This is a genomic window from Mycobacterium sp. H4Y, from assembly GCF_000364405.1.
Classification (GTDB): Bacteria; Actinomycetota; Actinomycetes; order Mycobacteriales; family Mycobacteriaceae; genus Mycobacterium; species Mycobacterium intracellulare.
The window spans coordinates 785,973-807,346 of record NZ_AKIG01000002.1 but is presented as its reverse complement, the minus strand read 5'-3'; the positions used below and the strand labels follow the sequence as shown (position 1 = coordinate 807,346).

24 protein-coding genes and 1 pseudogene are annotated in these 21,374 nt (G+C 65.2%); 14 read left to right on the top strand and 11 right to left on the bottom strand.

From position 1 onward, the window contains the following. Nucleotides 1-14 precede the first annotated feature (14 nt). From rplC to W7U_RS17575, 14 genes and pseudogenes are all read left to right on the top strand, one after another. Nucleotides 15-668 carry a 50S ribosomal protein L3 gene (rplC, locus tag W7U_RS17640; RefSeq protein WP_008260820.1) on the top strand — a complete coding sequence of 218 codons (654 nt, stop codon included), beginning with the start codon at nt 15-17 and terminating at the stop codon, nt 666-668. Continuing rightward, entirely contained in the window at nt 668-1,339 is a 672-nt protein-coding gene (rplD, locus tag W7U_RS17635) for a 50S ribosomal protein L4 (RefSeq protein WP_008260818.1), read from the top strand. Before rplC ends, rplD begins: the two co-directional genes overlap by 1 nt. Further along, a complete protein-coding gene (gene rplW, locus W7U_RS17630) occupies nt 1,339-1,641 on the top strand; it encodes a 50S ribosomal protein L23 (RefSeq protein WP_008260817.1) in 303 nt (100 codons plus the stop codon). The genes rplD and rplW overlap by 1 nt, the downstream gene beginning before the upstream one ends. An 82-nt stretch (nt 1,642-1,723) precedes the next feature. Next, complete coding sequence (gene rplB / locus W7U_RS17625) at nt 1,724-2,566, top strand: 50S ribosomal protein L2 (protein ID WP_008260807.1); 843 nt, start codon at nt 1,724-1,726, stop codon at nt 2,564-2,566. A gap of 18 nt (nt 2,567-2,584) precedes the next feature. Then, nucleotides 2,585-2,866 (top strand): 30S ribosomal protein S19, encoded by a 282-nt coding sequence (gene rpsS, locus W7U_RS17620; protein WP_008260806.1) that lies wholly within the window; start codon nt 2,585-2,587, stop codon nt 2,864-2,866. After that, nucleotides 2,863-3,420: a 50S ribosomal protein L22 gene (gene rplV, locus W7U_RS17615; RefSeq protein ID WP_008260805.1), complete on the top strand. Its 558-nt coding sequence runs from the start codon at nt 2,863-2,865 to the stop codon at nt 3,418-3,420. The genes rpsS and rplV overlap by 4 nt, the downstream gene beginning before the upstream one ends. Next, nucleotides 3,420-4,244 carry a 30S ribosomal protein S3 gene (gene rpsC, locus W7U_RS17610; RefSeq protein WP_008260804.1) on the top strand — a complete coding sequence of 275 codons (825 nt, stop codon included), beginning with the start codon at nt 3,420-3,422 and terminating at the stop codon, nt 4,242-4,244. Before rplV ends, rpsC begins: the two co-directional genes overlap by 1 nt. 3 nt (nt 4,245-4,247) lie before the next feature. Next, nucleotides 4,248-4,664, top strand: coding sequence for a 50S ribosomal protein L16 (gene rplP / locus W7U_RS17605; RefSeq protein ID WP_008260803.1), 417 nt, complete (start codon nt 4,248-4,250; stop codon nt 4,662-4,664). Further along, the gene (rpmC, locus tag W7U_RS17600; protein WP_008260802.1) at nt 4,664-4,897 is read left to right on the top strand and encodes a 50S ribosomal protein L29; all 234 of its coding nucleotides are present in this window, start codon (nt 4,664-4,666) and stop codon (nt 4,895-4,897) included. Before rplP ends, rpmC begins: the two co-directional genes overlap by 1 nt. Further along, the gene (rpsQ, locus tag W7U_RS17595; RefSeq protein WP_014385800.1) at nt 4,894-5,244 is read left to right on the top strand and encodes a 30S ribosomal protein S17; all 351 of its coding nucleotides are present in this window, start codon (nt 4,894-4,896) and stop codon (nt 5,242-5,244) included. Before rpmC ends, rpsQ begins: the two co-directional genes overlap by 4 nt. Nucleotides 5,245-5,328: 84 nt before the next feature. Next, the gene (locus W7U_RS17590; protein WP_008260800.1) at nt 5,329-7,689 is read left to right on the top strand and encodes an arylsulfatase; all 2,361 of its coding nucleotides are present in this window, start codon (nt 5,329-5,331) and stop codon (nt 7,687-7,689) included. 68 nt (nt 7,690-7,757) lie between these two features. Beyond that, a complete protein-coding gene (locus W7U_RS17585; RefSeq protein WP_008260799.1) occupies nt 7,758-8,648 on the top strand; it encodes a formylglycine-generating enzyme family protein in 891 nt (296 codons plus the stop codon). A gap of 38 nt (nt 8,649-8,686) precedes the next feature. Beyond that, a pseudogene (locus W7U_RS17580) lies at nt 8,687-9,832 on the top strand (HNH endonuclease signature motif containing protein); the annotation flags it as partial. A gap of 18 nt (nt 9,833-9,850) precedes the next feature. Continuing rightward, on the top strand, nt 9,851-11,290 hold the full coding sequence (locus W7U_RS17575) for a recombinase family protein (protein ID WP_072501373.1): 1,440 nt from the start codon (nt 9,851-9,853) through the stop codon (nt 11,288-11,290). Here W7U_RS17575 and W7U_RS17570 read toward each other — a convergent pair. From W7U_RS17570 to W7U_RS17525, 11 genes are all read right to left on the bottom strand, one after another. Next, entirely contained in the window at nt 11,287-11,913 is a 627-nt protein-coding gene (locus tag W7U_RS17570; protein WP_008260795.1) for a GNAT family N-acetyltransferase, read from the bottom strand. The genes W7U_RS17575 and W7U_RS17570 overlap by 4 nt on opposite strands. Nucleotides 11,914-12,519: 606 nt before the next feature. Then, nucleotides 12,520-13,494, bottom strand: a complete 975-nt coding sequence (locus tag W7U_RS17565) for an ImmA/IrrE family metallo-endopeptidase (RefSeq protein ID WP_008260794.1) — start codon at nt 13,492-13,494, stop codon at nt 12,520-12,522. After that, nucleotides 13,491-14,081, bottom strand: a complete 591-nt coding sequence (locus W7U_RS17560) for a hypothetical protein (protein WP_225325531.1) — start codon at nt 14,079-14,081, stop codon at nt 13,491-13,493. Before W7U_RS17560 ends, W7U_RS17565 begins: the two co-directional genes overlap by 4 nt. A gap of 203 nt (nt 14,082-14,284) precedes the next feature. Beyond that, entirely contained in the window at nt 14,285-14,833 is a 549-nt protein-coding gene (locus W7U_RS17555; protein ID WP_008260789.1) for a hypothetical protein, read from the bottom strand. Nucleotides 14,834-14,899: 66 nt separating this feature from the next. Then, nucleotides 14,900-15,106 (bottom strand): hypothetical protein, encoded by a 207-nt coding sequence (locus W7U_RS17550; protein WP_008260788.1) that lies wholly within the window; start codon nt 15,104-15,106, stop codon nt 14,900-14,902. A gap of 104 nt (nt 15,107-15,210) precedes the next feature. Further along, complete coding sequence (locus W7U_RS17545; RefSeq protein ID WP_041321066.1) at nt 15,211-15,621, bottom strand: hypothetical protein; 411 nt, start codon at nt 15,619-15,621, stop codon at nt 15,211-15,213. Nucleotides 15,622-15,929: 308 nt separating this feature from the next. Next, on the bottom strand, nt 15,930-16,673 hold the full coding sequence (locus W7U_RS17540; RefSeq protein ID WP_008260785.1) for a hypothetical protein: 744 nt from the start codon (nt 16,671-16,673) through the stop codon (nt 15,930-15,932). Continuing rightward, nucleotides 16,670-17,611, bottom strand: a complete 942-nt coding sequence (locus W7U_RS26535) for a hypothetical protein (RefSeq protein ID WP_014942904.1) — start codon at nt 17,609-17,611, stop codon at nt 16,670-16,672. The genes W7U_RS17540 and W7U_RS26535 overlap by 4 nt, the downstream gene beginning before the upstream one ends. Before the next feature lie 590 nt (nt 17,612-18,201). Beyond that, entirely contained in the window at nt 18,202-18,363 is a 162-nt protein-coding gene (locus W7U_RS26530; RefSeq protein WP_008260783.1) for a hypothetical protein, read from the bottom strand. After that, nucleotides 18,356-19,858 (bottom strand): replication initiator, encoded by a 1,503-nt coding sequence (locus W7U_RS17530; protein ID WP_310917267.1) that lies wholly within the window; start codon nt 19,856-19,858, stop codon nt 18,356-18,358. The genes W7U_RS26530 and W7U_RS17530 overlap by 8 nt, the downstream gene beginning before the upstream one ends. A 2-nt stretch (nt 19,859-19,860) precedes the next feature. Next, entirely contained in the window at nt 19,861-21,297 is a 1,437-nt protein-coding gene (locus W7U_RS17525; RefSeq protein WP_008260781.1) for an FtsK/SpoIIIE domain-containing protein, read from the bottom strand. Nucleotides 21,298-21,374 lie beyond the last annotated feature (77 nt).

The window sequence follows — 21,374 nt, the reverse complement described above, 5'->3', positions numbered from 1 at the left end:
GGGGTTACAGAGCAATGGCGCGTAAGGGCATTCTCGGTACCAAGCTGGGCATGACGCAGGTATTCGACGAGAACAACAGGATTGTGCCGGTGACGGTCGTCAAGGCCGGGCCGAACGTGGTGACCCGCATCCGCACGCCGGAGCAGGACGGCTACAGCGCCGTGCAGCTGGCGTACGGCGAGATCAGTCCGCGCAAGGTCAACAAGCCGGTGACCGGTCAGTACGCGGCCGCGGGCGTCAACCCGCGCCGGTTCTTGGCCGAGCTGCGGCTGGACAACCCGGACGCGGCGGCGGAATACCAGGTCGGCCAGGAGCTGACGGCCGAGATCTTCACCGACGGCAGCTACGTCGACGTCACCGGAACCTCCAAGGGGAAGGGCTTCGCCGGCACCATGAAGCGCCACGGCTTCCGTGGTCAGGGCGCCAGTCACGGTGCCCAGGCGGTGCACCGTCGCCCGGGTTCCATCGGTGGTTGCGCCACCCCCGCCCGCGTGTTCAAGGGCACGCGGATGGCGGGCCGGATGGGTAACGACCGGGTGACCGTCCAAAACCTGTTGGTGCACAAGGTCGATACCGAGAACGGCGTGCTGCTGATCAAGGGTGCGGTCCCCGGCCGCACCGGTGGACTCGTGGTGGTCCGCAGCGCGGTCAAACGAGGTGAGAAGTGATGGCAGCACAAGGTTCCAAGACGCTCAAGATCGACGTCAAGACACCGGCCGGCAAGGTCGAAGGCTCGATCGAGTTGCCGGCCGAATTGTTCGATGCCCCGGCCAATATCGCGCTGATGCACCAGGTCGTCACCGCCCAGCGGGCGGCGGCGCGCCAGGGCACGCACTCGACCAAGACGCGCGGCGACGTCAGCGGCGGTGGCCGTAAGCCCTACCGGCAGAAGGGAACCGGCCGCGCCCGGCAGGGTTCCACGCGGGCCCCGCAGTTCACCGGCGGTGGCGTCGTGCACGGCCCCAAGCCGCGTGACTACAGCCAGCGCACGCCCAAGAAGATGATCGCCGCGGCGTTGCGCGGTGCGCTGTCCGACCGGGCGCGCAACGGGCGCATCCACGCGGTCACCGAAATCGTCGCCGGCCAGACCCCGTCGACCAAGAGCGCCAAGGCGTTCCTGGGCGCGCTGACCGACCGCAAGCAGGTGCTGGTCGTGATCGGACGCAGCGACGAGGCGGGCGCCAAGAGCGTGCGCAACCTGCCCGGTGTGCACATCCTGACGCCCGGCCAGCTCAACACCTATGACGTGCTCCGCTCCGACGACGTGGTGTTTTCCGTGGAGGCCCTCAACGCCTACATCAGCGCCAACACCGGTACTCCCGAGGAGGTTTCGGCCTGATGGCGACCGTCACTGACCCCCGCGACATCATCTTGGCCCCGGTCATCTCGGAGAAGTCCTATTCGCTCCTCGATGACAACGTGTACACGTTCGTGGTGCACCCCGATTCGAACAAGACGCAGATCAAGATCGCGATCGAGAAGATCTTCTCCGTCAAGGTCGCATCGGTGAACACCGCGAACCGGCAGGGTAAGCGGAAGCGCACCAGGACCGGGTTCGGCAAGCGCAAGAGCACCAAGCGGGCCATCGTCACGCTGGCGCCGGGTAGCAAGCCGATCGATCTCTTCGGCGCACCGAGCTAGCCCGACGACGATGCAGAGCGAAGCGATGAGGAGGAGTTGGGTAATCCAACCGAGCCGCCGCGAGAGGAAGACCTGATTAGACATGGCAATTCGTAAGTACAAGCCGACGAGCCCCGGCCGTCGCGGCGCAAGCGTGTCCGATTTCTCCGAGGTCACCCGTTCCACCCCGGAGAAGTCGTTGGTTCGGCCGCTGCACGGCCACGGTGGGCGTAACGCGCACGGCCGCATCACCACCCGCCACAAGGGTGGCGGCCACAAGCGCGCCTACCGGGTGATCGACTTCCGTCGCAACGACAAGGACGGCGTCAACGCCAAGGTCGCCCACATCGAATACGACCCCAACCGGACCGCCAACATCGCGTTGCTGCACTTCCTGGACGGCGAGAAGCGCTACATCATTGCGCCGCAGGGACTTTCACAGGGCGACGTGGTGGAGACGGGTCCGAACGCGGACATCAAGCCGGGCAACAACCTGCCGCTGCGCAACATCCCGGCCGGTACCGTGATCCACGCCGTGGAACTGCGGCCGGGCGGTGGCGCCAAGCTGGCGCGGTCGGCCGGCGCGAGCATTCAGTTGCTCGGCAAGGAGGGCACCTACGCGTCGCTGCGTATGCCCAGCGGCGAGATCCGTCGCGTCGACGTGCGTTGCCGCGCCACCGTCGGCGAGGTGGGCAACGCCGAGCAGGCGAACATCAACTGGGGGAAGGCCGGCCGCATGCGGTGGAAGGGCAAGCGCCCTTCGGTCCGTGGTGTGGTCATGAACCCGGTGGATCACCCGCACGGTGGTGGTGAGGGCAAGACCTCCGGTGGTCGCCACCCGGTGAGCCCGTGGGGCAAGCCCGAGGGCCGCACCCGCCATCCCAACAAGGCCAGCAACAAGCTCATTGTCCGACGCCGGCGCACCGGCAAGAAGCACGGTCGCTAGGGAAGTCAGGAGTAGCACATGCCACGCAGCCTGAAGAAGGGCCCGTTCGTCGATGGCCACCTGCTCAAGAAGGTGGACACGCAGAACGAGAAGAACACCAAACAGGTGATCAAGACATGGTCGCGCCGTTCGACGATCATTCCTGACTTCATCGGCCACACGTTCGCGGTCCACGACGGACGCAAGCACGTCCCGGTGTTCGTCACCGAGTCGATGGTCGGCCACAAGCTTGGTGAATTCGCCCCCACCCGCACCTTCAAGGGACACATCAAGGACGACCGGAAGGCCAAACGGCGATGACCACGACTGAATTTCCCTCGGCGGTGGCCAAAGCACGCTTCGTGCGGGTGTCGCCGAGAAAGGCGCGACGGGTGATCGACCTGGTGCGCGGCCGCTCGGTGGCCGACGCGCTCGACATCCTGCGCTGGGCGCCGCAGGCCGCCAGCGAGCCGGTGGCCAAGGTGATCGCCAGCGCCGCGGCCAACGCGCAGAACAACAACGGGCTGGACCCGTCGACCCTGGTGGTCGCCACCGTCTACGCCGACGAGGGCCCCACCGCCAAGCGCATCCGGCCGCGCGCCCAGGGCCGCGCGTTCCGGATTCGCAAGCGCACCAGCCACATCACGGTCGTGGTGGAGAGCCGCCCGGCAAAGGACCAGCGGTCGGCCAAGTCGACCCGGGCCCGCCGCGCCGAGGCGAGCAAGGCCGCCGCCAAGAAGGCCCCGGCCACCAAGGCGCCGGCCAGCAAGGCACCCGCCAAGAAGGCCGCGGCAAAAGCGCCCGCGAAGAAGGCCACACCGAAGGCCGAAGCCAAGACGTCTGAGACTTCTGACGCGAAGGGAGGCTCAGACTAGTGGGCCAGAAGATCAATCCGCACGGCTTCCGGCTGGGCATCACGACCGACTGGAAGTCCCGCTGGTACGCCGACAAGCAGTACTCGGACTACGTCAAGGAAGACGTCGCGATCCGGCGGCTGCTGTCGACCGGCCTGGAGCGGGCCGGGATCGCCGACGTGGAGATCGAGCGCACCCGCGACCGCGTCCGAGTGGACATCCACACCGCGCGCCCGGGCATCGTCATCGGCCGCCGCGGCACCGAGGCCGACCGGATCCGCGCCGACCTGGAGAAGCTGACCGGCAAGCAGGTGCAGCTCAACATCCTCGAGGTCAGAAACCCTGAGTCCCAAGCGCAATTGGTGGCCCAGGGCGTCGCCGAGCAGCTGAGCAACCGCGTGGCGTTCCGCCGGGCGATGCGCAAGGCCATCCAGTCGGCGATGCGCCAGCCCAACGTCAAGGGCATCCGCGTGCAGTGCTCCGGCCGTCTCGGCGGCGCCGAGATGAGCCGCTCGGAGTTCTACCGCGAGGGCCGGGTGCCGCTGCACACGCTGCGCGCCGACATCGACTACGGCCTGTACGAGGCCAAGACCACCTTCGGCCGGATCGGCGTGAAGGTGTGGATCTACAAGGGCGACATCGTCGGTGGCAAGCGCGAACTGGCCGCCGCCGCCCCCGCGGGCGCCGAGCGTTCCCGCCGCGAGCGCCCGTCGGGCACCCGCCCGCGCCGCAGTGGCGCCTCAGGCACCACTGCCACCAGCACCGAGGCCGGCCGGGCCGCCAGCGCCGAAGAGGGCGCCGCGGCCGCCGCACCCGCTGCAGAACCGCAAAGCACGGAGAGCTGAATCATGTTGATTCCACGCAGAGTTAAACACCGCAAGCAGCACCACCCCCGCCAGCGCGGCATCGCCAGCGGTGGCACGGCGGTGAACTTCGGCGACTACGGCATCCAGGCCCTGGAGCACGCGTACGTCACCAACCGGCAGATCGAGTCCGCTCGTATCGCCATCAACCGGCACATCAAGCGTGGCGGCAAGGTGTGGATCAACGTGTTCCCCGACCGCCCGCTGACCAAGAAGCCCGCGGAAACCCGGATGGGTTCCGGTAAGGGTTCGCCGGAGTGGTGGGTCGTCAACGTCAAGCCGGGCCGGGTGCTGTTCGAGCTCAGCTACCCCAACGAGCAGATCGCCCGCGCGGCGCTCACCCGCGCAATCCACAAGTTGCCGATCAAGGCGCGCATCGTGACTCGAGAGGATCAGTTCTGATGGCAGTGGGAATTTCGCCGGGCGAACTGCGCGAGCTCACCGACGAGGAGCTGACCGAGCGGTTGCGCGAGTCCAAGGAAGAGCTGTTCAACCTGCGCTTCCAGATGGCGACCGGCCAGCTCACCAACAACCGCCGGCTTCGCACCGTGCGTCAGGAGATCGCGCGCGTCTACACCGTGCTGCGCGAACGAGAACTCGGCCTGGCTTCCGGGCCGGATGGTAAGGAATCGTGATGGCAGAAGCCAAGAAGGCCGCCCCCAAGAAGGCCGCCGCAGCCCAAGCCGCGTCGAAGGACAAGGGCCCCAAGCACACTCCCGCGAACCCGAAGGTGCGTGGCCGCCGCAAGATGCGCATCGGTTACGTGGTGAGCGACAAGATGCAGAAGACCATCGTGGTCGAACTGGAAGACCGCGTCCGTCACCCGCTGTACGGCAAGATCATCCGGACCACCAAGAAGGTCAAGGCGCACGACGAGAACAGCGCCGCCGGGATCGGCGACCGCGTCTCGCTGATGGAGACGCGCCCGACGTCGGCGACCAAGCGCTGGCGGCTCGTCGAGATTCTGGAAAAGGCGAAGTAAGCCCTCACGCGTATGTGCGTTCGCCGAGCGTGACCTCACTGCGAAAGAACGGCCGAATTCTCGCGGTGGCGTTACGCTCGGCGCATGTCCACTGACTCGCGAGCCTTCAACGGCAAGATCGAGCTCGATATCCGGGATTCCGAACCGGATTGGGGCCCGTACGCCGCGCCGACCGCGCCGCAGGACGCACCGAACGTCCTCTATCTGGTCTGGGACGACACCGGCATCGCGACCTGGGACTGCTTCGGCGGCCTGGTCGAGATGCCGGCCATGTCGCGCATCGCCGAACGCGGCGTCCGGCTTTCGCAGTTTCACACCACCGCGCTGTGTTCGCCCACCCGGGCGTCGCTGCTCACCGGGCGCAACGCCACGACCGTCGGCATGGCCACCATCGAGGAGTTCACCGAGGGCTTCCCCAACGCCAACGGTCGCATCCCGTTCGACACCGCCCTGCTGTCCGAGGCCCTCGCCGAGGCGGGATACAACACCTACTGCGTGGGCAAGTGGCACCTGACGCCGCTGGAGGAATCGAACCTGGCGTCGACGAAGCGGCACTGGCCGCTCTCGCGCGGCTTCGAACGGTTCTACGGGTTCCTGGGCGGGGAGACCGACCAGTGGTATCCCGACCTGGTGTACGACAACCACCCGGTCAGCCCGCCGGCCACCCCGGAGGACGGCTACCACCTGTCAAAGGACCTCGCCGACAAGACGATCGAATTCATCCGCGACGCCAAAGTGATTGCACCGGAAAAGCCGTGGTTCTCCTACGTGTGCCCCGGCGCCGGGCACGCGCCGCATCACGTCTTCAAGCAATGGGCCGACCGCTACGCGGGCCGCTTCGACATGGGCTACGAGCGCTACCGCGAGATCGTGCTGGAGCGGCAGAAGTCGATGGGCATCGTGCCGGGCGACACCGAACTGTCGCCGGTCAACCCGTACCTCGACGTGAAGGGTCCCGACGGCCAGGAGTGGCCCCTGCAGGACACGGTGCGACCCTGGGATTCCCTGAATGACGACGAGAAGAGGCTGTTTTCCCGGATGGCCGAGGTGTTCGCCGGGTTCCTGAGCTACACCGACGCCCAGATCGGCCGGATCCTGGACTATCTCGAGGAATCGGGCCAGCTCGACAACACCATCATCGTGGTGATCTCCGACAACGGCGCCAGCGGCGAGGGCGGGCCCAACGGCTCGGTCAACGAGGGCAAGTTCTTCAACGGCTACATCGACACGGTCGAAGAAAGCATGAAGCTGTTCGAGCATCTCGGCGGGCCGCAGACCTACAACCACTACCCGATCGGTTGGGCGATGGCGTTCAACACGCCCTACAAGCTCTACAAGCGCTACGCCTCCCACGAGGGCGGGATCGCCGACACCGCAATCATCTCCTGGCCCAACGGGATTGCCGCGCACGGCGAGGTCCGCGACAACTACGTTAACGTCTGCGACATCACGCCGACCGTCTACGACCTGCTCGGCCTGACGCCGCCGGAAACCGTCAAGGGCATCGCACAGAAGCCACTGGATGGCGTGAGTTTCAAAGCGGCACTTGACGATCCGAAGGCCACCACCGGCAAGAGCACCCAGTTCTACACCATGCTGGGTACCCGCGGGATCTGGCACGAGGGCTGGTTCGCCAACACCGTGCACGCGGCCACACCGGCCGGCTGGTCGCATTTCGACGCCGATCGGTGGGAGCTGTTCCACATCGAGGCGGACCGCAGCCAGTGCCACGACCTTGCGGCCCAAAAGCCGGAGAAACTCGAGGAACTCAAGGCGTTGTGGTTCTCAGAGGCCGCAAAGTACAACGGGCTGCCCCTCTCGGATTTCAACATCCTGGAGACCCTGGGGCGCTCGCGGCCGTATCTGGTCGGCGAACGGTCCAGCTACGTCTACTATCCCGATTGCGCGGACGTGAGCATCGGCGCGGCCGCCGAGATCCGCGGCCGCTCGTTTTCGGTGCTGGCCGAGGTGACCATCGATACCACCGGCGCCGAGGGTGTGCTGTTCAAGCAGGGCGGCGCGCACGGCGGGCACGTGTTGTTCATCCAGGACGGGCGGCTGCATTACGTGTACAACTTCCTCGGCGAGCGCCAGCAGGAGGTCTCCTCGGCGCAGGCCGTGCCGTTGGGCAGGCATCTGTTCGGCGCCAGCTATTCGCGGACCGGCACGGTCGAGAACAGTCATACGCCGCTGGGTGACCTGACGCTGTTCATCGATGACGAGGTCGTCGGCACGCTCGCCGGGGTGAGCACCCACCCCGGCACCTTCGGGCTGGCGGGCGCCGGCATCACCGTCGGTCGCAACGGCGGGTCGGGTGTGTCCAGTCGCTTCAAGGCGCCGTTCGCGTTCACCGGCGGGACCATCGCCCAGGTCACCGTCGACCTGTCCGGCCGGCCCTATCGGGACGTGGAAACCGAGATCGCGCTGGCCTTTTCGCGCGACTGACGCGGCCGCGCGAGCGAGCGCCGGCGACGCCTGGATCGATCGAGCAGGGTTCGTCATACCCTGGACTGGTGCTGAGCGAACTGGTCGACCTCCCCGGCGGGTCATTCCGCATGGGCTCGACCAGCTTCTACCCGGAAGAGGCGCCGATCCATACGGTCGCCGTCGGTCCTTTTGCGGTGGAACGGCACCCGGTGACCAATGCGCAGTTCGCCGAATTCGTCGACGCCACCGGGTATCTCACGGTGGCCGAGCAACCGATCGACCCGGCGCTGTACTCCGGTGCGGATCCCGACGATCTGTGCCCGGGCGCAATGGTTTTCCGGCCGACGCCGGGGCCGGTGGACCTGCGTGACTGGCGACAGTGGTGGCAGTGGGTGCCGGGCGCGAGCTGGCGCCATCCGTTCGGGCCCGACAGCGACGTGGCCGACCGCGGCGATCACCCGGTGGTGCAGGTCGCCTACCCCGACGCGGCCGCCTACGCGCGCTGGGCGGGGCGGCGGCTGCCGACCGAGGCCGAGTGGGAGTACGCGGCCCGCGCCGGAAGCACCACGACGTACTCGTGGGGTGACGAGGTCACCAGCGATGGCCGGCTGATGGCCAACACCTGGCAGGGCAGCTTCCCCTACCGCAATGACGGGGCGCTCGGCTGGGTGGGGACCTCGCCGGTCGGCACGTTTGCGCCCAACGCGTTCGGCCTCGTCGACATGATCGGCAACGTCTGGGAATGGACCGCCACCGAATTCTCGCCGCACCACCGGCTCGATTCGCCGCCCAAGGCGTGCTGCACCCCGCCGGGCCCCGCCGACCCGTCCGTCAGCCAGACGTTGAAGGGCGGCAGCCACCTGTGCGCGCCGGAGTACTGCCACCGGTACCGACCGGCGGCCCGGTCCCCGCAATCGCAGGACTCCGCGACCACCCACATCGGGTTTCGCTGCGTGGCGGATTCGCGGTCAGGCTAGACCTGGGGTTGTCCTACCCCTGTGGCATAGTCGAATGTATGTTCGATGAGGTGCGGCGGCGTGCGGTGATCGCGGAGCTTGATGAGCTCGTTGAGCGGTGTCATCCGTCGGCGACGCGGGAGTCGGCGGCCCTGTTGGAACAGATCGGGGTTGTGGCGCGGGTGGAGAATCGGGCGGCGGCGGCGCAGTTGGTGGCGGTCGGGGAGTTGCAGTTGGTGGCGGTCGGGGAGTTGTTTGCCTATCGGCTCTCGCGCTGTGCGGAGAGCGAGGAGTGGGCGGTGGACACCGAGGCGGCGGTGGCCGCGGAGGTGGGCGCGCAGTTGCGGATCGGCCAGGGGTTGGCCGCGAGCCGGGTGCGTTATGCCCGGGCGATGCGGGAGCGGTTGCCGCTGGTGGGGGCGGTGTTTGCGGCCGGGGATATCGATTATCGGATGTTTCAGACCATGGTGTTCCGCACGGATTTGATCGATGACCGTGAGGTGTTGCGTTCGGTGGACGCGGTGTTGGCGGCCACGGTGGGCCGGTGGCCGTCGTTGAGTCAGGGCCGGTTGGCCGCCCAGGTCGACAAGGTCGTGGCCAAGGCGGATGTGGATGCGGTGCGCCGGCGCCAGGAGCGCGTGGCCGGCCGGCAGGTGTGGATGGCCGACATGGGTGATGGGCTGGCGCATCTGGAGGGCACCCTGTACGCCGCGGATGCGCACGCGTTGGATCGGCGCCTGGATGCGTTGGCGGCCACGGTGTGTGCGCATGACCCGCGGACTCGGGAGCAGCGCCGCGCTGATGCGTTGGGGGCGTTGGCCGCCGACGCCGACCGGTTGGGGTGTCGTTGCGGGCGCGCGGATTGTGCGGCCGGGGGGCGGGCCGCGGGCCCGGTGACTGTCCATGTGATCGCCCCGCAGACCAGCGCGGGGTGGGCGCCGGGCGTGCAGATCGGTGCCGAGGGGCTCATCCCGCCGGAGGTGCTGGCCGAGTTGGCCGCGTCGGCGCGACTGGTGCCGTTGGCCCATCCCGCCGATGCGCCGCCGGAGGCGGGGTATGTGCCCTCGCGGGCGTTGGCCGATTTCGTGCGGTGTCGGGATCTGACCTGTCGCTGGCCCGGCTGTGATCGCCCGGCCACCGCCTGCGATGTGGACCACACCATCCCGTACGCCGCCGGTGGGCCCACGCATGCCTCGAAGCTGAGATAATGTTAAACTACCCTCATGTCACGCCGGAAAGCCACTGCTCAGCGAGTTGGTGTTCAGTCGGCCGCGGTCTACGCACGTATCTCTGCTGACGTTGAGGGCGCCGGGTTAGGGGTGGCGCGCCAGTTGGAGGATTGCCGCAAGCTGGCCGCCGATCGCGGCTGGCCAGTCGGTGATGAGTACGTCGATAATGATGTGTCGGCCTTCTCTGGTAAACCGCGCCGCGAGTACGCACGGATGCTGGCCGATCTGGAGTCGGGTGCGCGCGATGCGGTGCTCGTCTACAACTTGGATCGGTTGCATCGCCGCCCGGTGGAGCTGGAAGAGTTCGTCGCGTTGTGTGAATCGGTAGGAGTGCGCGACGTGGCCACCGTGACCGCCGATATCGATCTGGGCAATGATGACGGGTTGTTCATGGCCCGGATTTTCGCCGCGTTCGCCGCCAAAGAGTCCGGACGCAAATCCGCACGCATCCGCCGCAAGATGTTGCAGAACGCCGAACAAGGACGCCCGCACGGCTCGGTGCGCCCGTTCGGGTACGAACCCGACAAGATCACCGTGCGCAGCGAGGAGGCTGCCGTGGTGCGTGAGATGGTGGACCGGTATCTGGCGGGGGCCTCGATCCGCTCATTGACCATGTGGCTCAACGATTCCGGGATCGCGCCTGCGGCATCGAAATCGTGGCGGACCTCGGCGGTGCGCCAAATCCTATGCTCGGGTCGCGTGGCGGGACTGCGCGAGCATCACGGCCAGGTGATCGGTGAGGCCGCGTGGCCAGCGATCATCAGCCCCATGCAGCGCGATCAGGTGTTAGCCCGCATGACCGCGCGGGCGCTGACCAAGACCCGCGCCCCGCGCACCTACCTGCTGTCGGGATTGCTGCGCTGCGGCCGGTGCGGCAACCGGTTGTATTCCCAAGCCCGCCATGTCAATCCCGAGAACCGGGTGCGCCGCTATGTGTGTCTGAGCGGCCCGGATCAGGGCGGCTGCGGCCGCTTGACGGTCGTGGCTCAACCCGTCGAGGACCTTCTCACGGACGCGGTGCTGACCCGGTTGGACTCTCCGGCACTGGCCGATGCACTAGTGGGGAAATCCAGCGTGGATGCCAATGTCGCAGAGTTGTCGGTTCAGCTCGACGCCGACACCGCCCGTTTGGATGAGCTGGCCGCGCTGTATGCGGACGGTGCCGTGACCGCGCGGGAGTGGATCGCCGCCCGTGACCCCATCACCGCCCGCATCGCCCAAACGCGTAAAGCGATCGCCGCGGCCACCGACACCGCAGACGTCAACGAACTCGCGGGCACCGGACACCTGCTCCGCGAGCAATGGGACAGCTTGGACATCGACCGCCAACAAGCGGTCATCAAGTCCGTGCTCGGTCACGCCGTGATCGCCCCGGGTACTCCCGGCGCACGCAGCCTCGACATCAACCGCGTCCATCCGCATTGGCGCATCTAGGTCAATCCGGTGACGAAGAGTCGGTCGCTGCCGGTTGGCTTTATCAGGGTGGGGAAGCCCATTACTTCGGTGAGGTTGAGCGCCTGGTCCGTTTCGAGTACTTCGAACCCGCACCGTTCGTAAAACGTTGGCAGGGCGGGCCGGTCAGCATGGAACTCACCGTAAAGGACGAGATATCCCGACTGGCGCGCAATGTCGGTCCCTACCCTGACTAGCCGCGATCCGATGCCCGTGCCGTGCACGGTTGGATCGACCGCTAGGACACCTAGTTTTGCGACGTGAAATAAGAACGCGGCATTCTGGCCATTGAATTGCGGTCCTCGTTGCAGCAGCGCTGGGGGCGGCCCGAGAAGCAACAGCCCCACTGTTTTTGCACCGCTTCGCGCCGACAGGACCAGAGTTCGCGCGCAGAGGCTGTCGAACATGTTGGCGTACTGGTTGATTGATCGCGCGTGCTTAATCCCCCCTCGTAGTGCGTGACTTAAGACGCCCGACTCCTTTGCCTCAGCGAGGTCTTCGCCCAGCGCACTGCCGGGCCCAATTCCAGCAAGTATTTGCCACCGTTCCAGGTCCTCAATTTCCGCGATACTGGCGTCCTGGATGCCGATCTTCTTCCTCGCCACCGATGTCACCTTTCCTTTGCGTCAAGCATGCTGGGAGTGATCGCCCGTGCCGCTTCGGCTTTGGCTGCGGATGCTAGCGGTTGCCTCCGACATGTCCGCCAAACGCATTTCGTTGAGCAGTCGCGACACGAATGCTGGTGAGCGGCCTCAGCTATCCTTGGCGCTACAGCCTGAGCGCCGCCGCGGCTGTCGGGGTGTCCACCTCGGTGACGCACCCGATGGTGGGTGTGCTTTCGTTCCCCGGCGCACCGCCACCGTGTGCCTGGGTCTGCTGAGCGGTCAAGGCCTAGCTCCGGTCGGTCGAACCACTGTTCGAACTCGGACAGCCCGCCTGCCCCATTGGAGCGGACAGTAGACGAATCGGTCAGCGCACGGAATCTGGCCTAATACAACCCTTTCCCTGGCCACAAGCGCATCCCGTTTCTGGACCTTGCGCGGGCAGTCTTCTTGAGTCTTGGCGCGCTGCATGACACCGGTATGAGGTCTACTGGTTCTCCTGAAATGGATCTTCCGGTGACCGGAGTGAAAAACTGAAGTGCCCCATAGCTTCATTGAACGCCGGCCTTGATTTGCCGGGGATTGACTATCGGGCTGTCGCCATCGTGTTTACGCTAGCCGAAGGTGGCTCCAGTTCACGACTGCAGCAAGGTGTTTGGGATTGATTCCGAGGCGTTTCGCAACGTCCTGCGTGCCTCCGTGGACCTCAACGAGGCGCTGAAATAGTGTTCCTGTCGCAGGTTTGAATTCGCCGGGCTCGGTTCGGCGCCACTTCGACATCTGGATTTGTAGGGCACGGTAGCGAGCATCGTCGATGTAGTCGAGTTCGTGTGCGCGGTAGATGATCGCGGCCACTGACATGCCCCATGAACTCTTCAACTGAATGAAGTCGGCCAACTTGGGCTTATCGATCATCGCGGCGTCGAAATCTGCACGCGGAAACAGCAGTGCACCTGCAAACTGATTCGCTTCGCTTTCCACGGAATCGTGACGACGATCGTGAAATATCAAGTGGCCGCATTCGTGTCCCAAACTGAACCGGAACCTATCGCCCGGAACTGCGGGATTGAGACCGATGACCGGTACACCATTCACCCACGCGGACAAGCCGTCTAGCCCGGGAAGGCTAGGAATCGGCACAAGACAGATCCCCGCGCGTTCGACGAGCGCGGTCAGATTGCGGATGGGCCCCGATTCCTCCTGGCCCAGCACAGCACGGATGTCGCCGGCCAGTTCCTCGATTTCATCGGGGCCGGCCCCTGGCCCATGTCGGTGCAGGAGAATATCGGGGGCCTTCGGCGTGACGTTAAGCAACTCGCCGAAGACTTCGCCGGCCAACCGGAGAAGCTCCTTGGCCCGCTTCTTTGCCGCAACCGATGTCGACGCTCGGGCCCGATGAATGGGTTCGGACATGTCAGGCAAGCTCAGTCGATCATTGCGGTAACCCAGGGCCGCGAGATCGCCTCCGAAGCTTCGGCGACCGCTTTCGATCGCTGACACCATTGGTACCGACAGGCCGAGAATCTCTGCGAGGTCGCCCTGGTTGAGCCCTTCGATGTCGCGGAATGCTCGCAGCCTGTTCACAGGCCGTCTGCCTCCCCGAAGTCCAAATCCTCGCCGAGGTCATCGAACGGATCGTTCTCGCCTTGGTCAAATTTCAAGTCGCCGCCACCGTCTGGCGGCGAATCGGCCGCGAAGGGCCAGAATCCAACGTGGTCCAATTCTCCTGCGGGTACCAGTCGCTGCCGATTGACCATCCGCTTGGTTGCACAGGCCCACAGTCGCATGCCGCCCCGTTCGAAGGTGTAGGCGAGCAGCTTGGGGTGTCCGCTACGATTCTGGCGCGGTGGTTCGAACAAGACAAGTTGTTCGGCCCCGGAAAGGGCTTCCTCAATGTCGATCGCGGCCTTGCTGCGGATCAGGTAGGAATCTCGCGTGCTCATGTCGGTGACTTGCACGCGTCCCGATTCCATGTATTCCTGGTGCAGCGCGAATTGATCCGACTGAGCAATCTGCGCCTGGGCGATTGAGCGGAATCGATGCGACTTATCCATCCGGGTGGGCGGTGAACCCCATTCCGCGGTGAAGGTCCGCGCATCGGCGGCCGCACCGACGTATGCCGCTAATAGGATCTGGGCGAAAGCATCGACCTCGTGCCGCTCTAGCTGCATGCTGTACATACTACATTGCTTGTAGAAATTTTACTGCGAATGTTGCATCGTGTCGGTGACGCGCCAGCGGCTCCATCCACCGTCAGGTGGAGTTACCGCTACTTCGCTCGGCCGGGAGACGGGCAGCGATTCGGTATGAACTTTAATCCGCTTGCATACCATCGAGTTCAACGGAGAGATCCCAGTTCGGCTGGCGTGGGTGCTCACCATTTGACGAGTTCTGGGTGGGTTGCCCATATTTGGGGTAGCGACAGTTCCCCGAAGGGGGTGACCGCGAACGGCATGGTGACCCTCGTATTGCCTGTGCCGGGATCGAAGTGTGGCGACACGATTTCCAGGCTGGAGCCGCGTCGTTGCGGTGCGGCGTACAGGGTGAACTCGTAGCCGTCATAGGAGCGGCCGACGAGCGTGTAGCCGTCTCCGACCGGGGGTAGTCCCAGGGTGGCGGTCCATCCCCACATCCGCCACAGTTGTTGCAGCCGCTCACATACCGTTGAGGCGTCCCATTCTCCGCCGGGGTAGAACACATATCCCACGGTGAAGCCCAGGTTGTTACCGTGCGTTGTCGGTTGGGCGTGGTCCATCCATTGTGACCATTCCGTGCCCACACGCGCGCGGGGTAGGTGCAGGAACACCCGCTGTTGGTCGGGCAGGTCGCGCAGTGTGTCCGCCATATATTTGATCAATTCTTCTCGAATCACCCGCCCGCTGTCGGGCGGCACGCCGTCACCATTGTGTGTCCCAATGTCCACCTCGACCTCGTTTCTTTTGCGACGGAAGTCCCAGCGTTGTGCCCGCAAAGGACAGCCCACCAATCATCAATTATGTTGCCGCACACCATCTCTATGCGCGACCTGGCCCAGGAATGCATCGTCGAATCGGTAACCGGTCGGGCCGAACTCGAACCCTCGTCCGCTGCCTTGGTCATAGCAGTACACCCCGCCGTTGCGCAGGGAGCGACAGGTGAGCATGGCGGCACCCAGCGATCCGTACGTGGCGGTTTGGCCGGCATCGAGCACCTCCATCGACAAGGGCGCACCGAGTGGCCCGTCGGCGCACACCGACTGTGGGCCCCTCGCCCGCGCGTAGCGCCACGATGGCGCCGTACCACTTGCTCTCGCACAACGGGTTAGCGCTCACGGCTTGACGGCGCAGACCGTCTGCGAGTTGGCAGCGCACCGACGGCCTCGAACCGGCCGGTGGCCTCGCACACCACACCGGCCGTGGCAAACCATGAGGATCCCGCCAGTGGGGCCGGGTTCTCCAAACGGTCACCGGTGAACTCGCGCACCTGCCCAGCCGCCTGCCACAGCGCCCATCCGGCCACCAGCACGCCCGCCGCAGTAGCTGCCAGCTTGGTCGCACCCTTGACCACGGACCCCCCCGCACCCCACCCGCTGCGCCGACCGTCGATGACCTGGGCAGCTCGCAGGGCGTCCTGCTGGCCCAAGCGTGGGGCCGCCGCTCGGCGCCGCTGCACGTACGGCGGCACCCTGCGGCCGTTGCAGTCGGTGTAGCCGCTGATCGGTACCAACCTCATGCTCGGCATCGTGCACGTGCACACCGACAACCTTCCGTGCTCCGTTAATACGCCGTCACGTGATCGAGCCCGCTGAAGCCGGCCTGGCCTTTGCTGATCAGCTAGTCACGAGGAATATCGAGTTGGCTTAGTGCAAGGCCAGCGGCTGGAGGCTGCGGTTCGTCAAATGTTGTGTCAGCCATGCTGGTCGCCCTTCCTTATTTGACGGCACAGCCGTCTCAAGTCACCGCAGAGCGACCGCACGTCAAAATAAAGACGAAAGATGCTCGAAGGTGGCAGCAAATTATGTTGATAGAGGGGTCCTAATGTCAGCGTGGCGCGAACGCGACGTGCTGGCGAAGCAGAACCCGCACCCGGGCCGGAACTAGCCGGGGCGGGCTGACGATCATCCGTCCCGCTGCCCGAGCTGCGTCTTTGCGCTCACCGAACTTGGTGACAGCGGGATCATGCATCCGCCACGGCGAAGCGCGGTACTTCGGTTGCGACGCAACGATCTCCAGCATCGTCTCGATGTCCTTCACGTCGCGGTCGGAGTGCCGCACTGTCCATGCCAGCATCTTCATCACGAACGCGGCCTCAACGTCGGGAAGCGGGACTTCGAATTCCAGATAGGTGCCGTCGGTGAGCCGCGCTGTGACCGCGACCTGGATCGGCGGTGACGCCAGCGCCAGGCGCAATCCGGGCGCCCCGTCAAAGGCCCGTTCCCCGAGGTATCGCTTGCCCGCCTTGGCCTCGGTGGGTACCAGGAGATCGACCGCCTGCCCACCGAGCTCGTATCGGTTTCCGCTGGTGTCCGTGTAGCCCAGCGCAGTGAGCTGGTCGTGCAAGTCGCCGGCGACAGCTACCTGCTCGTCAATTCCGGTATCGGCATCGGAGGTCACCCGCGGGATTCCCGGCACGTCATAGACATGACGTAGCAGCCGCACCATGTGGCCGCCGATGACGCGGTAATCCAGGTCAGCGGCTACGGTGAACACGTCGTGCAGCGCGCGCATCCCGTTGTCATCGGCCACGGCGGTGCACGCGACGATGACCGATACCGCGCCGGTCACCGGCCCGCGATCCAGTCGTCGAGTCGTTGCAGGGCGCCGTCACCAGCATCAGCACCGGCGTTCATATCCTGCAGGACAACCACCGGGTCTGCGGTGATGATGTCGGAATGCTGCACATCGGTGAGCTGGTTCCACCACGCGGCGGTCGCCCACACCGTCGAGTCGGCAGGAACACGTACGGTCAAGGTTGCTTCCTCAGCGGTGGCTTGCACCAGACCGAAGTCGGTGAGGTCGATCAGCTCCTGGGCGTAGACCAGGCCGTGTCTCGGCACCCGCCACGGCGCCAGCACGTCGGCGGCGACCTCACCGCCGGCGATCACCGGCACGGTCAGCTCTGCGCCGAGCCGGATCGCGCTGCGGACCTGGTCGGTGACGGGGTCCATCCCGTACCAGTAGGTCTCAACGACTCCGTCATCGGCTGGCACTGACGCCAGCTCGACGAGCGACTCCCGACGAGCGTCGGGCGCCATGGGGGTATCTGGCAGCGGCTCCTTCTCGACCATCTTCGATACCGCCTGCTGGCTGACGGCGATGGCCGCGGCGAGGTCGCTTTGGCGCAGGTGCTCGCGGGTGAGCACGCAGACCCGCTCGGCCGCGCGCCGCCGCCAGCTACGTTCGCCTGCGCCTCGGTGTGGGCGCGCCCCCACGGGGGCACGATAGGTCGTCCCGGAGAGCACCAGTTCGCCGGTGCTGGCGACGCTGAGGTCCACGTTAGTGTCGGCCAGCAGAGCTGAACGTGCCTCCTCGGATATGGTTTCGCAGATGAGGAAGATCCGGTGGCCGGGGCGGCGATCGCGGCCCAGCACGGATGCTGGTGACGACACTCGGTCGGCCAGGACGAGTTCGGCGGTGACCGCGTGGTTGCCATCGCGGTAGGTGATGCTGCGGGCATCGCCTGTGACCACCGGCACTCCGGCTTCGACCAGGCGTGCAGGCACCGACGTAGGACGCATTTCTTTACTCTAACACCGAGGGAAAGTCAAACAACTATATTTGCGGATGGGGGCACACAGTTGTTTGACTGGTACTGCGGAAGGCGGGTATAATTGGGTTCCCCGACGATGGCTGCGCTGCTTCGTCTACGCGCCGGGTCTTTCTAGTCCATCAGGCCGGGTCTTTCTAGTCCATCAGGTAGACCATCTCGGGTCTTGGCTTCGGTGTCGTATCCAGCGACCTTGGCATGTGGCGCTCGTGCACCACGAGCGCCCGTCGCGGTGGCAAAACTGGGGCGTCGGGTCGGGTATCGGGGTGGTAGCTCATCGCACACTGTCCCGGGCGACCCGGATAACTGGCCAGTGCGCATCGCGTAGTGAACCGGTCGCTGAATCACGGCTGTCCTGTTGCCTGGTCGCAGTCGAGTGTGTGTTGGCTGACGCTTGGCGTCAAGGCTCAACCCCTGGTTGACCGCCGGCGGCACGGCCTTGACATCAACTGTCAGCCAACGGATTGCGCTGATATGGCCAGGCAAGGAACAACTCGAACGTTGATACTCTTTCGTGGCCAGCACCCGGATGTGTCGGCTGTGAGCTCAGCGCAGCAAAGTGGCGATGTCGGCAAGGATGGCGGGGTTGGCGATGGTGACTGCGAGTTGTTGGCGCTCACAGGATTTGATCAGCCAGGCGGTGAATTCTTCACGGCTATAGGGTTTCTCACTCCGCTGGCTCGCGGCGTGCGCCGGGAAGCTAGCCATCGGGCACCTCGACAGGAAAGCCGCTGCGCTGCGGTTGTTGTGCCTCGCGCGCGGTATGACGCTGTTGAATGCGCCGTAGTGAGGCACTGATGATCAAGGTCCGCTCACCGAGGCTGGCATGGCCGGCGCGGTCAAACTCCCACCCCACCAGATCCTCATTATCAACGGGGCTAGCGGAATCGTCACTCGATCCTGAACCAAATTGGCGTGCAGTGCTTTTCGAGTGTTGTTCGCGAGTCCAGGTAGCGCGGCGTTCACGTAGGGAGGTCATCGTGGTGGAGTAACGGCGGGATTTGCTGGTGATGTGGCCGCGGAACCCGAGGGTGTGCAACCAGCGTCTGATGCCGCTTAGCCCTTGGTCGGCGAGCTCGCTGATAGTGGTCAGGATGGCGCGCACATGCTCAGACACATCCAAGTCCGGGATCGCCTCGGTTGAGAGACGGCGTGCGTTGATCCCCAGGTCGGCCACTGATTTAGTGACGTATTTGGCGAGATAGCGCGCCACCTGTCTGCCGGATAGCGATCGGCCGGTAGGTGGATTCTGTTCTGTTGGGGCACTCGTCACCGGCTCACAGGATGCGCTGATGGGCTGGGTGTCGAGCTGTGTGCCGAAAATGATCGTCCGCACGGCGCTGTCGGCGGTTGGGTCCTGGATGGTGAGCGTCACGGCGCGGGCGGCGTACTGAATGATGCTGGCGAGGTCTGTTGCGCTAATCGGTGATTCCCACTCGGTCTGATCGGGATCGTCGTGGGGGTCAAGGCGAATCAGAGCGTGGATGTGCGGGATGGCGCGGGCCTGCAGTTCGACGATTTTGATGAAGCTGACCCGCACCGTATCCAGGTCGCATGTGGCGGCTTTCAGTTCTTTGCGTAGCGCGCGTCGCAGGGCGATGGTGAAGCGGCGCCATAGTTCGGGAAGGTGCCAGGTGAACAGCACGTGCCCGGCATAGTCGTAGCACTCTCGGCAGAGTGGCTGGCCGACGTGTGGATCATCATGGTCGTGGGTGGTGCTGCACCATAAGGGCTTTCCGTGCGGGCAGCGGCGGTATCCACCAATCCGACGGTGGCCGCGGCATACCTGCTGGTCCTTGTCCCTTGACTTCGTGGTGGTGTGGACAGCCCCGTAGCTGGGGGCGGTGAGGGTGACAAATACTTGCGGGCGGTGCGCCACCGCGGCGGGCATGTCGTGGTGGCCGCCTGCGGCGCCGGCGTGTACGAGTTGCCAGGTGTCGCGGGCGTAGAGGTCTGAGCATGAGGGGCAGATGTGGGCGCGTCGGTTGTTGCACCGTGTCCATACCACTCGATCCCGACCGTATTCATCGGTGCTGACCAGTTGAATGGGGTGGGCGCAGAAGCCGACGGATTCTGCTCGTTGCCACCATGTTTCATATCCGAATGAGGAGGCGCGGCGCACCATCTGATCCACCACAGCAGCGGTGTCGATCGAATCAGGAACGCCGGGCAACACCATGGCACCCTTTGGTGTGATGGCCATCGTCACGGACGATCCCCACCCAAGTCGGGACTGCTGGCATTGCGTGGCGTGTCACCGCCGTACCGGCGAACTGGTGCGCTGAACCGCGCAGCGAGGGTGGTGATGTCGTGGTCGGTGACATGGAAGGCTCGCACCCGTTGCGGTTGGGCGCTGCCGTCGATAAGCACATAGCCCACACCCGGCGTCGCATCGGAGATACGGTCACATTCAGCGCCGGCGTCGCGTGCGCCCTGGCCGAGGACCATGGTGGTTTGGGTGGCTTCGGTCAGCCGCAACCCGATGCGCACAGTGAAGAGTTGCCGCACGGGCAGTGTCTCTTTGGCCGGATCTTGCACCGCGGCCACCACACTAATCCCCACGGCCCGGCCCTGGGAGAGCAGCAGACCGAGAAGTTGTTCGATTTCGGCGCGGATTTTGCGGTCGGTGACGTAGGCGGTGAGCGCGGCAATCTCATCAATGACCACGACGAATAGCGGTTCGGATGGTGTGGGGGTGTGTAGACGGGTCTTGCCGCGCAGCCGGTTTGCTCTGGCGTGCATCACCTCCACCAGTTGGCGCAACAGGCGCAGGGTGGTGTCGGTGGCGTCGTGGGTGAACACCGTGAACAGCGGTGCCCCGGCGCCCAGTTCCATGCCCCCTTTAGGGTCGATCACGCATAGCCGCACGAGCCCGGTTTTCACGGTGGGGGCAATCCCGGCGATCAGTGACCACAACACGCTGCCTTTGCCGGCCCCGGTGGCCCCAGCTGTCAGCACGTGATGGCCCAACAGGGGCAGGTACCACCAGTGGCGAGTTTCGGTGATCCCGACCGGCACCGCCCGTAAATCCACTGAGGTTGTCGAAGTGGCTATGGGCAGGTCGACGTGGTCAGCCAGCACGTCGCCGCGCATGAGGGTGATGCGGAGCTCTCCAGGTGCGGTCGAACGGATAGTGATCCGGTCGGCGCGCCAGGCGGCGGCCAGTGCGTCGGCTTGTTTGTGCCAATCAATCAGGGATTGCCCGGTGACCATCCGCAGCGTCAGAACGTCGGTGGTCTTGCCGATGTGTACCGACTGCAGGGTTGGCACGAGGGTGCATTCACCTAGGCGGGCAGTCAGTCCGTGCAAGATGCACACCGATTCCCAGGTGCGGGTGTAGCGCGACCAGGTCAGCCAGCGGTGCCGCACCGGTTCGGTCACCCAGGCATGAAATGACCGCGGGTCAAGCCATGCCCATCCCACATACGCGGCACCGAACGCGACGGCGGTGATCAGGCCCGGCTGTGGGCCGTGGGTGATGGCGACCGCCAGACTGGCGATGATGGGGATACTAATGGCGGGGAAGAGAATCGACCACCACAGCAGGTACCCCATGGCCTTGGCCAGAGACAGAATCGGATCTTCGAACCAGTCGCCTTGAGTCGACCCAGAGCTGTTGGTGTGCTTGTTGTTTGATGCCATGACAAGTGCCTTCCGCGAGTTTCGGCGATAACAGTCCCGTGTTGGGGCGCGACAGGCGCCCACGCCGCGCCCCAACA